Below are 16,407 nucleotides of genomic sequence, written 5' to 3' on the forward strand. Positions count from 1 at the left end.
GCCCACATCGAAGATGCAGCGCTCTGTCGCGTTCGCGTTGCTGCGGCCGAATCAGGCGCCCGGACGCCGGTCTATCGGGTCCTGCTCCGCCAATCTTCAACGACGAGAACGGATATCCAATGAGCGTCCACGACATGCTGGCAGTACCGGTGCCGGAAAGGTCAGCCACGACTCTCGCCCGGAAAATCTGAACCCTCAGCTTCAAGTGCGGTGACGAGGGTCGACACCACCGATGACAGCGCTGTTGCTCTCCTTATGACCTCGCTGTTCCAGTTCGGACTCTCGGCATCGTCTTCGCTGCCGTTGTCGGCGAAGCGAATGCGACGGAGTGTCCGCAGCGCCCCATCTCCGATCTTCTCCGCGTGCTTGGTCCAAGCCGCGCCATCTTCCTCGGCAAGTGCAGCCGCGCGGCCAATCAGCCCATGGACGAGATCGCCGGCGAGTCGATCGATGAGCAGTGCGGCTTTCAGCGTGGTGTTTGTCTCGGTCTCCTCGGTGCTTGGCTCGGCATCAGCGGCGAATGCGCCGAAGTATGCCCACGGTCTTCGGCCGGGTGCCAGCCTTTCGATTGCCGCCTCCACCTCGTCCACTTCAGCGAGAGGCAACCGGCCGCCGGGCAGCTGACGACGGAGCGACCAGAGGTGGAGGATTAGGTCGGCGACCTCAGCCTCGGCGATGCCTCTCTCAGATCCAGTCCTCTGTTCAAGGCTGGTCATGCGCTCCGCAAGATAGTGAGCTACCCAGCGTCCGAGCGTGTCGGTCTGTTCCAGCTCAGCCGCCAGCAGCTTACCTAGTTCCAACACTGCCGATGAAGTCGTTCCATCCTGTTCCTGGTTGGTAGGAGAAGACTCGGAAGTCGTTGTCATGATCGGCGTCACCTCCTTCATTGTCGTCGTCTGAGATGCCGGCGTAGCGAGCGCGACGATCTTCGCGCCTCACTCGTACTTCCACGATGAGCGCGGCATCGAGGCGTCCCAGCATCTGGTTGAGCGCTTCGGTCGTGATTCGGAGCCGGTTGCCTGATGGGCCGTGTGGTTCACGGCCGACGCTAATCTCCGCCCAGGTTTCAGACGCCAAGACGGCGTCCCCGTTCTCGCTCTCCCAGCGGAGGCCACCGTCCACGGATGTGATGCTGAGTGTCTCCACAATGTCCGCGGAAGGGCGAGGGAGCTCGGGCGTGAGTTCGGTGGCGAGGGGGTCCAGTCGATCAATGCCGCCTTCAGAATTCGGCGTTGACACCCAGCCGTGAAGGTGGAACGGAGGTGAAGAGAATTGGAAGTCCTCGTCGTCGAGGTCAGCTGATGGGATTCGGAAGCTCCAGTAACCGTCAGCAGTTTGCAGGGCACGCACAAGCGCCCCGGCGGCCTCCGGGTTGACTAGAGCTGTCGCGACGTTGATGCTTAGGGATCGGTCGTATTCGGTGACAGACGCCGATTGCCAGACCGTTACCCATCCGTCCGCGGGTTTGAGGGCGGCCAGGAATTCGGATTCGTGAACTTGGTTTCTTCCTCGTGGGCCGACGGTAGCCAATGGACCAGGGACCGAGCTTCGCTGATCTGTAATCCATCGCCCGTCGTGGCGTGCGATGTCGAAGTCGGCGAGCCATTCTAGGACGTCCAGCTGTTCCGCGTCGGGGTCGCGGTAAGGAGTCGCGGTCCGCATCAGTCTTCCGGCGATGGTGAGGGCCGCGTGACGTTCTAGGTAGTAGTCGAGGTCCTCAGCTTTGGGGATCTCCCACTTGTACCCATAAGTTTCGCCGTCCTGGTAAACAACTGCCGTCCGTCTCGGGTCCTCTAGACGATCGCCGTCGGCTCGCCATCCCCATTCGTCGAGGATGAGAGCGCTAGCCGCATCGAGCACTTCTTGGTGTGTGATGACGAGTGCTTTCGTCAGTTTGCCGAGGACGTACTCGTCGAAGTCGGAATGGAATCGATGCTCACCTTGCGGCGCGCCTTTCATCATTGGACTGGGGTGAGTGGGGCGATGCCAGCTTTTGAGGACCACGGGCTCTGCAAGCTTGGCGTTCCAGTCGGTCCCAATAGGACGATCAATCGGTGTGGAGGTCAGTCGTGCAATTGATGAGCAGTGCCTTTGAATCACGGCGTGGTCCGGATAGCGGTCGCTTAGTTCGATTACTGCGGACATGAGCGCGTCGATGGCAGAGGGATCGTCGCGTGCTATTCGCTTGACAGCGACTAGGAACCACTCTGCCGCGCTCATCTCGTAGTAGAGGAATCGTTCATCGGCGTACCCAGCTGCGTCGCCCCGTACGACGGCCGAGTTGAGCGCATTGATCACATCGCTCGCGCCGAGCTCGATGGCAGTGCGCACTGCGTGTGCGGCCTGCCAACGAACTGCTGAGCGCGGGTCGCCCAGCGCGGCCCAGAGGAAGTTGGCTACAGCGATATCGATTGGGTCCGCTGGCGTCTTCTCGATGACTGTTCTGGGACCAATTCCCAGTTCTCCCTCGAAGGCGGTGAGCGCTTCGCCGAGTACGCGGGCAGCAGTGGAAGGGTCGAGGACTGCTGAGGCTCCAGCTGCGAGCATGTAGCAGTGGTCGGCGTCGGTCAACGCTTGCTCAAGATTCAGGTGGTCGAGGGCGCGTTGGAGGAGATCGGTCGTGCGCACCTCCAAGAGGTCGGCCGCCGCAGGCAGGTCAAAGCTCATCCAGTTGTGGTGAAGCAGACGGGCGCCATGTCGATCGACGTAGGTGCTGACTGCCTTCTTCAGCGAGTCGACGAACGATTGAGCGGTTCGAGGACGCGCGAGGGCCGCGTTCAAGAGTTTGGCTAGCTCGTAATCGTTGAGGGCGTCAGAGCTCAATGCGGCGTCCAGGATCGGACCCCACTGAAGCACGGGACGCGTAAAGACCTCTGCGATGAAGAGGCTGTCACTGTACGAATGAGCCTCTTGCTGAAGTCGGACCGCCGCGTCCACGCCGCTTGTCTGAGTGAGGTCGAGTGCCGCGATCTGCGCCTTGCATTCCTCCAGCTGAGCGGCCCGTTCTGCTTCTTCGTCTGGTGTGAGGTCGAAGGTGGTTCTCCGAAACTCGTCAGGGTCATTGGCACGTGGGGGGTCAGGAAGTGAGGTTTGCGTGAGCTCGGCGTCGAGGGAGCGTCCAAGTCGGTTTGCGAGATTGTTCGCAGTAGACAGGGTTCTTGCGTTGAGGCCGCCGGATGCGTCAAGTTTGCGGAGCGCGGCGTTTAGATCAAGGTTGGTTGAGAAGGGTGCCAAAACTGTCGTGAGGTCTGGTCGTCCCGCGAACAGGGCATCATCCCCTTCGACAAGTCCCCTGAACTGCCAGTCGAGCGTCCCGAACCGGCGATCCCGCCACTGCCCGAGGACTCGGAGAACGTTGGTGCCCGAGACAAGCGCGAGCGCAGCGACAAGCTGGTGCTGGTTGAATCCGTCGTACACAATCGGTTCGACGGCCTCGCCGAGATGAGCGACACGCTCGGCGAGGGTGATCGCTTCCAGAGGATCGATGCCAGCAGCTGCCCGTGTGAGGGCGACTATTGCATCCCATCGATGAAGCGCGTCATCGCCCACTCCGGTAGCAGCTTTGACAGCTTGGTCGAAGTAGCTTTCAGCTTCGGCCGGGCTGAAGCGGTGCAGTCCCCGAGCTATGCGCACTAGCATGTCGGCCTTGCTGTCGGCCCCTTCAGCGGTATTGGTCAGAGCATGCCGCGCCGCGTTGGAGAGCTCGAGGACCGCCGCCGCGAAACGGGCGTCGCCACGCAAACCCAGGATCAGGTCGAGCGCACCGGCAATCGGAGCATCAGCAGCGATCGTCTGAATCGCTTGATTGCAAGCGGCTGTGACTGCTTCTTCCTCGGAGACCGCGCCGAGTAAAGGCAAGACCTGCCGAGCGATTCGATTGGACATCGACCAGAGATCATCTTGTGAGTGGCGTTTGGGGTAGCTCGCGATCACTGCTGCTGCGGCTTGCGGGTCGAGGTCGCCGCGAGCGTACTTTACCCAGGCACTGAGCCAGCTGAGCGCGGGCCGCAGATGGCGATTGAGGTCCTCGTCATTGGACTTCGCGGGATCATACTTGCCACGCTTCTCTTGAGCTTCAACAGGCCGGTAGTGACCGACATCGAGTGCCTCCCCCATGAGTTCCGCGCGCAACGCAACCGCGAAGAGGAGGCCCGATCGACCTGGACCATGCCTGTCACCAAGCCCAACGGGCAGCGAAGTTGGTAGGCATCCGGCAAGCCGTTCCGCGGCTACTGTTACGTCGACGATCGAGTGACGCACCGCAAGTGCGCAAAGCCATGAGGCGCCACGGAACGCGGTATCTTCCGCATTCCGGTGGTCGTAGTCGTCGGCGAGGAGGCGAGAACGGAATCGCTTCAGTTTTGTCCACACATCGCTGACGACATCCGCATCCATGGTCATGCCAACGCGCTGCATCTCGCCGAGAACGCCAAGCAGTAGCCCGGGATGGGTGGAACTCGCAATCAACTCCGAAACGTCCTCGTCACTGGCAGATGAAATGAGCATCCGAGCAAGCGCTGCGCTCGATTCCAGGACAAAGCGAGCTGGACGCCAACCTGCGAGGTATCGGGTAGCCGGATCTGGCCCGTCAGTTCGCAGGACCGCCAATGCGATGTGTGCCACGTGTTCTGGAGTGACGTTCTCGTCTCGCGAGTACCGTTCCCTCGGGGCGCGTACCCAGGCGGCGATAGCTGACGCTGCTTGCCGCGCTCTGCTCCTGGCTGTACTCGCACCTCCAGTAGTGTGCGCAAGCAACGCTGCCTCGGAGCCTAGTGTCGAACCCGGCCAGCTCTCTGGCAGTTCTCGCGACGCAATTAGTTCACCGAGCACTCGAGAGTCGATCCGTGAACCGGCTAGGTCAGGGTTGTCTCTGATGATCGTGAATTGGCGGGCCTTTCCTGCGCGTCCGGCGCCAGCGCGCATGGCGAGCTGGACGATCGAATCCGGACGGCGTAGCTGGACAGCGGCACGAAGACCAAACTCCACCCGGAGGTGCTCGACTTGGGTACGCTCGATGTCACTCGTTGACGGCAAAGCATCGTCCGTGGCGACAAGGGCAAGGAGTTCGTCATGGAGATTCGCACTCCAGAGAACCTCCGGCAGGGACGACGCGGCGTAAGCAGACGATCCGCTAAGCGCTCGTAATTGCGCCGCGGCCTGGGCCGCGACCTCCTGTGTTGCAGGGTGCCGCTTCCGGAAGTACGTTTCGGTCGGCTCGTCGAGGAACTGGACACTTTGCCCATCCAAGATCAGGCCTCTACCAAGGTCTGATATGAAACTACGCACACCCGCGGCCTGCGTGCCAGCAAGTTCCGCAAGCACGTCCAACGGAACACTCGGACGCAAGAGCGTAAGGAGTTGTGCCGCACGTTCGAGTTCTACTCGCGATCTACCGGCGTTGTTGAAAGCGTTGGCGACCTGCTCTTGCATGAGAGAGTCAAGCGCAGATGTGGCGCTCGCAATGCCCGTGACTCGACCAAGAGCATCATGAATCGTCGCGGTTTCAAACAACACCGTTGACACGACTCGCGGATTACCCGCAGTTCGATCATAAATCTCTGAAACGTCCAGATTGGTCGCCGACGGGTGGGAGCTTGAAACAACTTTCGCCGTCTCTTCGGGAGTAAAGGCCGGCAATTCGAACGAAGCCATGCCAACCGGAGCCTCCAGGCGATCGAGACGCTCTGGTCGACAGGTGAGCACGATGCGGACATTCGAGGGAATATCGGCTTGCAGCCTGAGGAGGTCGCGCACAAACGGTCTGGAATCTGCGTTGTCCTCGGCTGCGATCACAGCATTGTCGGCCGCGTCCACGACGATGACCAACTGGCGATTTCCGCTCTGCATGAGCATCTCGCTTGCCTGATCGAGCCGACGAACGAAAGCCTTGGTGTACTCCTCGGGCGCGAGATTCCCGGCATGAACGATCGGAAAGCACAGTCCCAGGCCGGCCATCTCAGTCGCAAGTTGAACGAGCCCGTCCCTGTGACGATGTCTCGGGTGAGCCGGATTCCGATAATTGCCGTTCCCGAAGCAGTCGTAGATGATGACGTCGGCACGATCAGATACGAGGTCTGGCAGCGCCCGAGCGAACGTGCTCTTACCTACGCCGCCCTCCGCAGTAACGATTATCGATCCAGTGGCTTCGAGAATCCGGTCCGCGAGATCCCTGTAAGCATCTCGCGCGATGAAAGGTGCGTCGTCGAGCAGGCACGGCGCCGGAGCAAGCTCATCCTCTCGGCACCCAAACGCGGTGAGGACATCTGCCCTCAGGATTGGGCCGTCCGACTCGGTGCTCGCTCGCGAAGCGACAAGGTCAACAAGAGAGGCAGACACGCGAAGGTCAGCGTCGGCAGTGAGGCCGCCAACCTCTCGATCAAGCCCACGCCGGAGAGCTGTAATTCCAGGCTCTGCGCCTCGAAGGTCGAGCCGCGAACAGAGGGACGCCGCCGCAGCGACGGTGAGTTGCGCAGCATCCTTCAGCTTGGCGGCCGGCGATCCTTCTGCGGGCGACTGACCAGTCGCCAGATCGCGCACGGCAATGATCGCTTCTAGGGCGATCGGCTTGTTCGTGACGATAGAGAAACGAATGGTGGCATGGGGGTGCTGCGTATGTAGCGCATCGTCAAGCTGAGCGAACTTGCTGAAGACCTTGCCGACCTCTCCCAAAGTGAGATTTTCGTCAGAGTGCAGCGTCGAGTGCTTGAATTGGCGCACTTCCAGCGATGTGAAGTTCTCCTCTGGGGGGCCGTAAAACTCGGTAAGGTCTATGACTTCGGAACCGTCTGGCTCCTCCTCCGAAGAGGTTGGGCCAGCTCCCTCCACGAACACCTGCTGGAGGTTGGACGCTGGGCTCAAGAGCTGTAGTAAGCGAGCCGCACCCCAGGTGTAGTGGAATCGATCACCGTCGCGTGAGGCGCGCACGCGTGCCGACGCGGTGGATCTGCTTCGCTGAGTGCATGCGCCCTTCCCCGCAGCCACTCTTCATCGCTCCCCGCGGATCGGACAGCGCCAAGCTGAACTCGGGTGACGACTTGTTGTGTCGGTACTGGGTGACATCACCTGGCGGGAACCTCCTACCCGTGACCGGGTCACCTACTGTTCGTTCGATATCGATTCATTTTCGCGCATCCGCATCTCCACTCCCAGGCGACACGCGCCAAGCGGCCGATGGCACCCGCTCTTCTCAGACCGCTCCCGCAACGTGGGACGTAGCTGGTCGCGCACGACACCTCGCGGCACACTTATTGCGACTGCTTCGATTGTTTCGATTAGGAGGTTGGGCTGATGAGCGACATAGCGACTCTGGTTCCCGAGTCGGCAGACACTGAGTTGGCGGCCTCCGCTCTGCGCGGGCTCGACGCCGCACTCGACGCCGAGGGCCCGGTGCGACTACGCCTGGCTGGGCAGGTCGGCGAGTTGGAGGTTCCCCGGTCTGCGCTCGCCGCGCTGGCGCAGGTGCTCGACAGCTTCGCGCACGGCGAGGGCGTGACCGTTCTTCCCTCGCAAGCGGCGCTGACGACCCAGCAGGCCGTCGATGCGCTGCATGTATCGCGCCCGTTCCTGATCGGCTTGCTCGACGCGGGACAGATCGAGTACCGCACGGTAGGCACGCACCGTCGTGTCAAGGCGGCGTCACTGGTCCGCTACCTGCGTGAAGACGACAAGCGACGCCACGCTGCTGCTGATGCGCTGACCGCGGAGACTCGCGAGCTCGGATTCGCCTGATGCAGGTCGTCGTCTACGACGCCAAGGTGCTCTACCCATCCACCCTGCCGGACGGACTGATTCGCGTCGGACTTGCCCGGCTGGTACAACCGAAGTGGACCAAGCAGACCCTCGATGAAGTGTTCCGCAACCTGCGCGCGAACCAACCAGACCTCGACCCCGTGCGGCTGGATCGAACCCGCCGCCTGATGAACGACGCGATCCGCGACGTGACCGTGACCGGCTACGAGCCCCTGATCGACCAGCTCGACCTCCCCGACGTCGACGACCGGCACGTGCTGGCCGCCACGATCCACGCCGAAGCCCCGGTGATCCCCATCCGCAACGTCCGCGACTTCCCCGCCGACCGGTTCCGACGTTGAAGAAGCTCGCGGACGCGTGCGGGAAGGTGCACCAGTCGTATTCCGATCACGTCATGCTCGCCGCCCTCCTCGCCGCCCGCGGCTCCGAAGTCGCAGGGATGCGGGCCGGGGACGTGGACTGGGGCAACCGCATCGTCTGGATCAGACGACAGCACTACCCCGGCAGAGGCGGCCTCGTCGTCAAGCAGACCAAAGGCCGCAGAAACCGCCCCGTGCCGATGCTCGACGCGCTCGAACCCACCCTCGAACGTCTCACCGAAGGCAAGGCGCTCGACGATCCGCTCCTGCGCGGGCCGCGCGGTGGCGTCCTTGCCACCGCCACCGTCCGCGACGCGACGCACTGGGACGACCTGGTGGCAAAGCTCGGGTTCGACAACCTCACCCGGCACGGGCTGCGCCACACCGGAGCGACCTGGATGGCCGACGCCGGATTAGCCCTGCACGTGCTCCAAGAGATCCTCGGGCACCAGTCGATCGAGACCACCAAGGGCTACCTGCACCCCGACCATCGACACCTCGCCGAGCCGCCAGACAAGCCAACCAGTTCCTCTTCACAGCCCCCACCAGAGGGGACACCACCCGCCGCGACGGACCCCGCCTGTGACCGCCCGCGAACCCACGCTCCGACCCTCCAAGAGAGGGCCGGAGCACCGTCCTGCCCGGATTCTGGTCCACTCCGCGGGCACCTTCTGGTGCACTTCGCGGGCGAGAACGCCGAACGGGATTGGTCCACTTCGGCGGCGGCCGGATCGAGCAGCCCGAGCGAGTGGACCAGCCAGTGACCACTCCCAGAAACGACGAAGCCCTGGTGAAAGTTGCCTCTCACCAGGGCTTTTTGTCGGGATGACAGGATTTGAACCTGCGACCCCTTGACCCCCAGTCAAGTGCGCTACCAAGCTGCGCCACATCCCGTTACCCGCGAGCGGGCAACTCGTCTATCTTAGCCGCTCCGTGGGCGTCTCGCGAACCAGCGGCGCCCCGGGCGTGTGCGGGCCAGACGAGATCGGGCGGGCCGGAGCATTGCCAATGTCGGACCCCCTCGCTACGGTCTCGGACATGACGATCGAGATCCTCCCCGCCACCGGTGACCGATTCGATGACGCCGAGATCGCGCTCGACAGCGGCGACGGCCCCGAATGCCAGTGCCAGTGGTGGCTCCTGCCGAACGGCCCGTGGAAAGACGCCTCCATCGACGACCGCACCCAGATGTTCCGCACCGAGCTCGAGGGGCACCGCCCACCCGGACTCATCGCCTACGTCGACGGCGAGCCCGCGGGCTGGGTACGGGTCGGGCCGCGCACCGCGCAGCCGCGCCTGACGCGCACCCGCGACGTCACGGCATCCACCGAAGAACCGCTCGACGACGACGACGTCTGGGCCGTCTCGTGCTTCGTCGTCCGCACGGAGCATCGCAAGAAGGGCCTGACGGCCCGACTCCTGGATGCCGCGGTCGCCACCGCCCGCGAGGGAGGCGCCCGCGTGGTCGAGGGCTATCCGCTCGACCCCGCCGCGGCGAAGAGGTCGTCCAATCAGCTGTTCCGCGGCATCCTGCCCGTCTTCGAGGCGGCGGAGTTCACAGTGGTCGACCGACCGAAACCCGACCGCGCCTCGTCGCGCTGACCCTCCGCGATTGACCGGCCGGTTTGCCCCTGGCCGGCCAAGCGAAACCGACCCCGCGCTCGTCTCCCTGACCCTCCGCGACTGACCGGCCGTCTTACGATGGAGGTTCGCCGAACGGGGACCCCACATGACGGATGCCAGCACCACCGCGCGCGTCGACGCGTGGCTGTGGGCGATCCGCGTCTACAAGACCCGCTCAGCGGCGACGACGGCGTGCCGCGCCGGACACGTGCGCGTCAACGGCGAGCGGGCCAAGGCCGCGCAACCCGTCCGGCCGGGCGATGAGCTGCGAGTGCGGATCCAGGGGTTCGACCGCATCCTCGTCGTGAAGAAGACCATCGCGAAGCGCGTCGGCGCGGCCCTCGTCGCCGAATCGGTCGACGACCGTACTCCCCCACCGCCGTCGAAGGAGAGCATGCCGTTCGTGCCCGTCCGCGACCGTGGCGCCGGGCGACCCACCAAACGCGACCGTCGCGAGATCGAGAAGCTGCGCGGGCGCGAGCTGGACTGACTTCTCGAGCCGCGAGGGGCGCCCCCGGCTGCAGACCTTCTGTCATGATTTCCTTCATCGTTCGGAAGGAACCCGATGCCGTCGTTCTTCGACCTGCCGATCTGGGTGGGACTCCCCATCTTCGTCCTCGTGGTCGTCGCCGTGTCGAGCCTGCTGGTCCTCGCCCTCCGCGGATGGGTGCGCAGGGCGTCCGCGGGCCGGGGCGAGTGGGACCGGGTGCTCAGCTACGCGGTCGGCGCCTACGGCATCATCTACGGCGTGACGCTGGGCCTCATCGCCGCCGGCGCGTACGGCAACTTCGCCCTCGTGAACAGCGTCGTGGTCAAAGAGTCCTCCTCGGTCGCCGTCCTCTACCGTGATGCGGCGTTCCTGAGCGAGCCCGCGTCATCCGAGCTCAAGGACGCCCTGGTCGCCTACACGAACGCCGTGATCACCGAGGACTGGCCCCTGCAGGAGCAGCAGATCACCCCCGAGACCACCGACGAACACGTCACGGCCATCCAGCGGGCCATCGCCGACTTCGAACCCGCGACCGACTCCGATGTCGTGGCGAAGTCTCAGACCATCGGCGCCTTCAACACCTTCATCACCGACCGACGCGAGCGCATCTCGCTGACACACTTGTCGCTGCCGTGGATGTTGTGGATCGTCATTGGCGTGGGAGCGCTGTTGAACGCGGTGCTGCTCGCCCTGATCGAGGTCAGAGACCTGCGCATCCACCTGCTCATGAGCGGGCTGATCTCGACGTTCCTGGCGATCCTGGTCTATTCGATCGCCGGCTTCGACCACGTCTATTCGGGGCCGATCGCGGTGACGCCGGAGCATTTCCGCGAGCTGCTCACCGGGTTGTTCCTGCAGTCGCCTTAGGCCGCAGTCTATGCAGCCGGCCGAGACAGCATCCCTCGTCAGCCAAACCCATCCCTGCGGTCAGGCCAAGGCGACGTCTCACCTCAGCCAAGCCGGTCCATATGCCGGCCGAGGCAGCTTCGCCCGTCAGCCGAGCTGGTCGCGCAGCCAACCCGCACCGCGCACCGTCGCGCCGAGGGCCTCGACCCGCGCCGCCAGGCCGCGGTCGCTGGTGACCACGACGACCGGGTTCCACGTCGCCACCAGGTCCTCCGTCACGGCCACGATCCGATCGTCGCCCGACGCGGGTGCCCGCCACACCGCCACACCGTCGTGATCGATCTCGGCCGCACGCGCCTCGCCCTCGAGCACGGCGCCGACGAAGGGGAACCAGCGCGTGGCCGGGAGCCCCAGCTCCTCGGCATCCACTCCCCCTTCGGCCAGGGCGGACAGGCGCGTGAGCAGGCGGCCGGCGGCTCCCGCGCGGTCCTTCCACCACCCGTCGGGCACCGAGCCCACGACGTTCGCCGCGTCGACGAGGATCGCGGGGCGCGCCTCCAGCGCCGCCCGGAGTGCGGGCCACGCGGACGCGAATCCCGGATGCAGCGGAAGCGCGTCGACCTCGTCGACGGGGACCCACGCCAGCGCGACGCTCTCCGGGTCGCTGATCACCGGCTCGAACGGTGAAGTGACATCGGCGACGAGCGTCGTGTACGACCAGATGCCGAGGTCGAGCACGCTCTCGAAACGGGCCTGCACGGCATCCTCGGGCACGCCCGCCTCTTCGCCGGACTCGCGAAGAGCGCCGTCGCGCGCTGACTCGCCCTCGTGCCGCGCGCCGCCGGGAAGCGCCCACGTGTCACCGAAGTGGCTCCACGACACGCGATGCTGCAGCAGCACACCCCGTTCGGCGTCGAGGGCTAATAGGCCCGACGCGCCGAAACGGCCCCAATACTTCTCGCCGGTGGGCGCGACGACCCACGCGTCGCCGGGGTCGCGGGGACCGTGCGGACGCCGCGGTTCACCCGGGGCGGGAGGCTCGATGGTCATCGCTCTCAGCCTCGCACACCCGCACCGCGCGGGCGTCGGCGAACGTCACATCGCGCCGCGTAGACCCGCGCGGGTGTGCCGGCCCGAGGCCTTCGCACAGCCGCACCGCGCGGGCGTCGACGAACGTCACATCGCGCCGCGCAGACCCGCGCAGGCGTGCCGGCACGAGCCCCCTGCCCGCCGGCACATGCACGGGCTGAGGCGTCGACCGGCGCCGTCACCCCGACCCGCTCGCAGAGACCCCGGCTGCGGCGTCGCACCTCACCGATCGAACCGCGCGCCCTCGGGACGCGGCCCGAGCACCGTGAAGACGACGAGCACCAGGATGCCGATCAGGGGCACGAGCCCGATGAACACCCAGAAACCGCTGCGGCCGGTGTCATGCAGCCGGCGCACGAGCACGGCCAGCGTCGGAAGGAACGTGCCCACGGCCCAGACGAGCCAAACCAGGCCGAGGATGACGCCGAGGGGGCCCGTGATCGTCGCCGACCCGTCGGCTTCGATGCGGATGCCGTCGGTGAGCGTCGGCAGGGCGTTCAGCACGGTGCCGACGACGGCACCCACGAGAACCCACCACCAGTACTCGCTGCGGCTCGCTCGGCCCGAGAACGTGGCGTATTTCGCGAAGAAGCGGCGCACGGCCGCACCGAGGGGTGCGCCGTAGTACGGCTGGTCGAGGGGTGGTTCGACGTGGCTCATGAGATGTCTCCCGTGCGGATCCCGGATGCCGCGGCGGCTCCGTGGCCCGACTGTACCGAGGTCTCGGCATCCGCCCCGTGCCCTTGCGCTCACGCGCGAACGCCCCGACTCCCTTCGAGGGAACCGGGGCGTTCGCGACGCGGGTCAGCGCTGGCGCTTCTCGCGGATGCGCATGTTGAGCACGATCGGGGTGCCCTCGAAGCCGTAGATCTCGCGCAGGCGCCGCTGGATGAACCGGCGGTAGCCGGGGTCGAGGAACCCGGTCGTGAACAGCACGAACGTCGGCGGACGCGTCGCCGCCTGCGTACCGAACAGGATGCGGGGCTGCTTGCCGCCGCGCAGCGGGTGCGGGTGCTCGGCGACGAGCTCCGAGAGGAACGCGTTGAACTTGCCGGTGGGGATGCGGGTGTCCCACGACTCCAGCGCCTGCTCGAGAGCGGGCACCAGCTTGTCGAGGTGACGGCCGGTGCGCGCCGAGATGTTCACGCGCGGGGCCCACGCGACGTGCGCGAGGTCTTGCTCGATCTCGCGCTCGAGGTAGCGGCGACGGTCCTGGTTCTCCATGTCGTCGTCGTTCAGGCGGTCCCACTTGTTGAACGCCAGCACGAGCGCACGGCCCGACTCGAGCACGAGGTCGATGATGTTGAGGTCCTGCACGCTGATCGGCTGCGACACGTCGATCACGACGACGGCGACCTCGCTCTTCTCGAGCGCCGTGGAGGTGCGGAGGGAGGCGTAGAAGTCGGCGCCCTGCGACAGGTGCACCCGGCGGCGGATGCCGGCGGTGTCGACCAGGGTCCAGAGCTTGCCGCCGAGCTCGACGACCTCGTCGACGGGATCGCGCGTGGTGCCGGCGAGCTCGTTGACGACGACGCGCTCTTCGCCGGCGGCCTTGTTGAGCAGCGACGACTTGCCGACGTTCGGGCGACCGAGGATCGCCACGCGACGCGGTCCGCCGATCTCGTACCGCGCCACGGCCGAGATCTCGGGCAGCACCTTCATGATCTCGTCGAGCAGGTCGGCCACGCCGCGACCGTGGATGGCCGAGACGGGGTGCGGCTCGCCGAGGCCGAGGTTCCACAGGGCTGCGGCCTCGGGCTCGTGGCGGGCGTCGTCGACCTTGTTGGCGATGAGGAACACCGGCTTGCCGCTCTTGCGCAGCAACTTCACGACGTGCTCGTCGGTCGAGGTCGCCCCCACCGTGGCATCCACCACGAAGAGCACGATGTCGGCGAGATCGATCGCGACCTCGGCCTGGGCGGCGACCGAACGGTCGATGCCCTTCGCGTCGGGCTCCCAGCCGCCGGTGTCGACCAGCGAGAAGCGGCGGTCGAGCCACTCGGCCTTGTACGTGACGCGGTCGCGCGTGACACCCGGGGTGTCCTCCACGACGGCCTCACGGCGACCGAGGATGCGGTTGACCAGCGCGGACTTGCCGACGTTCGGGCGGCCGACGATCGCGACCACCGGCAGCGCGGGCAGGAACTCGATCGCCCCCTCGCCCGAGGCGAGACCGGCGAGGAGTTCGGCGTCTTCTTCGTCGAGGTCGAAGTCCTCCAACCCCGCGCGCAGCGCTTCGGCCCGCTGTTCGGCGAGCACCTCGTCGAGCTGCTCCATCTTCTCGGCGAGCTGGTCGGGCCCGCCTTCGTACTCGTCTTCAACGCCCATCGCGGGCTCCCATCGTGGTCTCGACGACGCTCAGCACGGCGTCGACGGTCTGTTCGAAATTCAAGTGAGTCGAATCGACGACCTCGACGCCGGGGGCGGCGGTGAGGAAGTCGACGACCGTGGAATCGGCGGCGTCGCGGCGGTGGAGCGCTGCGGCGACTTTGGCGGCATCCTGATCGGTCAGCTCGGCACTGCGCCGGGCGGCTCGCACCTCGGGAGCCGCGGTCAGCAGGATGCGCACGGGCGCGTCGGGGAACACGACAGTGGTGATGTCGCGGCCCTCGACGACGACGCCCGACACGGCGGCGGATGCCACGAGCCGGCGGAACAGCTCGTTCACCGCTTTGCGCACCGGCGCGACACGCGCCACACCGCTGACGGCGTCGGTGACCCGGGGCTCTCGGATCGCCGTCGTCACGTCGACGTCGCCGACGCGCACCCAGCGGTGGGCCGTGTCGAGCGAGATGGCGTAGTCGAAGTCGCCGAACACTTCGAGCACGGCCGTGGCGTCGGAGGTGTCAGCCCCGTGCTGGAGCGCGTGCCACGCGAGGGCCCGGTAGGCGGCGCCGGTGTCGAGGAAGCCGTAGCCGAGCCGCACCGCCGTCGCCTTCGAGACGCTCGACTTGCCGCTGCCGGCGGGGCCGTCGATCGCGATGACGACCGGAGCGGATGCCGAGCCCTCGGGCGCGGAGCCGCCGACCGGCGTCGTGACCGGCGCCGCGACGCCCGACCGGAAGATGGTGGGGGTGGATTCAGTCATGGGTGGTGCTCGCAATCCGCCATCCGCGCTGCTGCAGCCCGTCGACGGCCCGGCGGACCGCGTCGGGGACGACGCTGATCTCGGCGAGGCCGAAGGGGGCTCCGGGCGAGTGCTCGAGGCGCAGGTCTTCGACGTTGACGTCGAGGTCGCCGAGTTCGCCGAAAAGGCGACCCAGCTGGCCGGAGGTGTCGTCGATCATGACGACGAAGGTGTCGAAACGGCGGTTCTGGCCGTGCTTGCCGGGGAGGCGCTCCACGCCCTCGTTTCCGCGGCGGATGGTGTCGGCGATCGCGCGGCGGGCCCCCGGCGCTTCGGGGTCGCGCAGGGCGTCGGCGACGTCGCCGAGATCGGCGGCCAGCTGGTCGAGCACCTCGACCACGGGAGCGGCGTTCGCACCGAGGATCTGCACCCACAACTCGGGAGCGGATGCCGCGATGCGCGTGGTGTCACGCACCCCTTGACCTGCGAGACGCAGCGAGCCGTCGGGCGTCTCGACGAAGCGGCCGGCGAGCAGGCTCGCCACCAGCTGCGGGACGTGCGACATGAGAGCCACCGACTCGTCGTGCTCCTCGGGCGTCATCTCGATGAGGGTCGCGCCGAGGTCGAGCGCGAGACCCTCGACGAGCGAGAGGTCGTGCGCGGAGGTCTCACCATCGCGACACACCACCCACGGGCGTCCGACGAAGATGTCGGCGCGGGCCGAGATCGCTCCCCCGCGCTCGCGGCCGGCCATGGGGTGCGAACCGATGTAGTGCGTCAGATCGACACCGCGCCGGCGAAGGGTGCGCAGCGGCTCGAGCTTGACGCTCGCGACGTCGGTGACCACGGCATCCGGGTACGCCCCGAGCTCGCGTTGCACGACGTCGGCCGTGACGTCGGGCGGCACCGCCACCACGATGAGCGACGGAGCGTCGTCGGGACGCTCGGCGCGGCCCGCGCCGTAGTCGATCGCGAGGCGCAACTGCGACGGAGACGCGTCGACCAGCACCACATCGACCCCGCGGGCCATGAGTGCGTGGCCGATGCTCGCGCCGAGCAGACCGGAGCCGACGATGCGGACGCTGCCGCTCGTGCGGGTCGCCAAAGGACCGGCCGCGCGCGCGGACGTTCCGTTCGGTTCGCTCATCGGGTCTCCTGCTGCCCTGTGCGGTGCGCCAGGCGCC

At 66.2% G+C, this 16,407-nt stretch carries 13 protein-coding genes and 1 tRNA gene; 6 read left to right on the plus strand and 8 right to left on the minus strand.

From position 1 onward, the window contains the following. Positions 1-161 precede the first annotated feature (161 nt). Positions 162-878, minus strand: coding sequence for a hypothetical protein (locus ASF76_RS11445; protein WP_200936124.1), 717 nt, complete (start codon positions 876-878; stop codon positions 162-164). Further along, complete coding sequence (locus tag ASF76_RS16780; RefSeq protein ID WP_235561294.1) at positions 787-6,831, minus strand: hypothetical protein; 6,045 nt, start codon at positions 6,829-6,831, stop codon at positions 787-789. Before ASF76_RS16780 ends, ASF76_RS11445 begins: the two co-directional genes overlap by 92 nt. 456 nt (positions 6,832-7,287) lie before the next feature. Here ASF76_RS16780 and ASF76_RS11475 point away from each other — a divergent pair, with 456 nt between their 5' ends. From ASF76_RS11475 to ASF76_RS11485, 3 genes are read left to right on the plus strand one after another with little or no spacing between them, the layout of a single operon-like run. Next, positions 7,288-7,728: a helix-turn-helix domain-containing protein gene (locus ASF76_RS11475; RefSeq protein WP_055957685.1), complete on the plus strand. Its 441-nt coding sequence runs from the start codon at positions 7,288-7,290 to the stop codon at positions 7,726-7,728. After that, the gene (locus tag ASF76_RS11480; protein WP_055957688.1) at positions 7,728-8,090 is read left to right on the plus strand and encodes a PIN domain-containing protein; all 363 of its coding nucleotides are present in this window, start codon (positions 7,728-7,730) and stop codon (positions 8,088-8,090) included. The genes ASF76_RS11475 and ASF76_RS11480 overlap by 1 nt, the downstream gene beginning before the upstream one ends. A gap of 53 nt (positions 8,091-8,143) precedes the next feature. After that, a complete protein-coding gene (locus ASF76_RS11485) occupies positions 8,144-8,872 on the plus strand; it encodes a tyrosine-type recombinase/integrase (protein WP_235561295.1) in 729 nt (242 codons plus the stop codon). A gap of 56 nt (positions 8,873-8,928) precedes the next feature. Here the strand turns inward: ASF76_RS11485 and ASF76_RS11490 are convergent. After that, a tRNA-Pro gene (locus ASF76_RS11490) sits at positions 8,929-9,002 on the minus strand. Between the two features lie 144 nt (positions 9,003-9,146). Between ASF76_RS11490 and ASF76_RS11495 the strand changes: the two genes are divergently transcribed. From ASF76_RS11495 to ASF76_RS11505, 3 genes are all read left to right on the plus strand, one after another. Next, entirely contained in the window at positions 9,147-9,710 is a 564-nt protein-coding gene (locus ASF76_RS11495; RefSeq protein WP_055960006.1) for a GNAT family N-acetyltransferase, read from the plus strand. 127 nt (positions 9,711-9,837) lie between these two features. Continuing rightward, positions 9,838-10,221, plus strand: coding sequence for an RNA-binding S4 domain-containing protein (locus ASF76_RS11500; RefSeq protein ID WP_055957691.1), 384 nt, complete (start codon positions 9,838-9,840; stop codon positions 10,219-10,221). A gap of 75 nt (positions 10,222-10,296) precedes the next feature. Then, on the plus strand, positions 10,297-11,088 hold the full coding sequence (locus ASF76_RS11505) for a bestrophin-like domain (protein ID WP_055957693.1): 792 nt from the start codon (positions 10,297-10,299) through the stop codon (positions 11,086-11,088). Between the two features lie 126 nt (positions 11,089-11,214). Here the strand turns inward: ASF76_RS11505 and ASF76_RS11510 are convergent, their stop codons facing one another. From ASF76_RS11510 to ASF76_RS11530, 5 genes are all read right to left on the minus strand, one after another. Further along, positions 11,215-12,117, minus strand: a complete 903-nt coding sequence (locus tag ASF76_RS11510; protein ID WP_055957695.1) for an NUDIX domain-containing protein — start codon at positions 12,115-12,117, stop codon at positions 11,215-11,217. 261 nt (positions 12,118-12,378) lie between these two features. After that, entirely contained in the window at positions 12,379-12,816 is a 438-nt protein-coding gene (locus tag ASF76_RS11515) for a DUF805 domain-containing protein (RefSeq protein ID WP_055957701.1), read from the minus strand. Positions 12,817-12,960: 144 nt separating this feature from the next. Beyond that, positions 12,961-14,484 carry a ribosome biogenesis GTPase Der gene (der, locus tag ASF76_RS11520; RefSeq protein ID WP_055957703.1) on the minus strand — a complete coding sequence of 508 codons (1,524 nt, stop codon included), beginning with the start codon at positions 14,482-14,484 and terminating at the stop codon, positions 12,961-12,963. Further along, positions 14,474-15,244 carry a (d)CMP kinase gene (cmk, locus tag ASF76_RS11525; RefSeq protein WP_082485027.1) on the minus strand — a complete coding sequence of 257 codons (771 nt, stop codon included), beginning with the start codon at positions 15,242-15,244 and terminating at the stop codon, positions 14,474-14,476. The genes der and cmk overlap by 11 nt, the downstream gene beginning before the upstream one ends. After that, entirely contained in the window at positions 15,237-16,370 is a 1,134-nt protein-coding gene (locus tag ASF76_RS11530) for a prephenate dehydrogenase (protein ID WP_055957709.1), read from the minus strand. The genes cmk and ASF76_RS11530 overlap by 8 nt, the downstream gene beginning before the upstream one ends. Positions 16,371-16,407: the final 37 nt, after the last annotated feature.

This window comes from Microbacterium sp. Leaf151, from assembly GCF_001424225.1.
Taxonomy (GTDB): domain Bacteria; phylum Actinomycetota; class Actinomycetes; order Actinomycetales; family Microbacteriaceae; genus Microbacterium.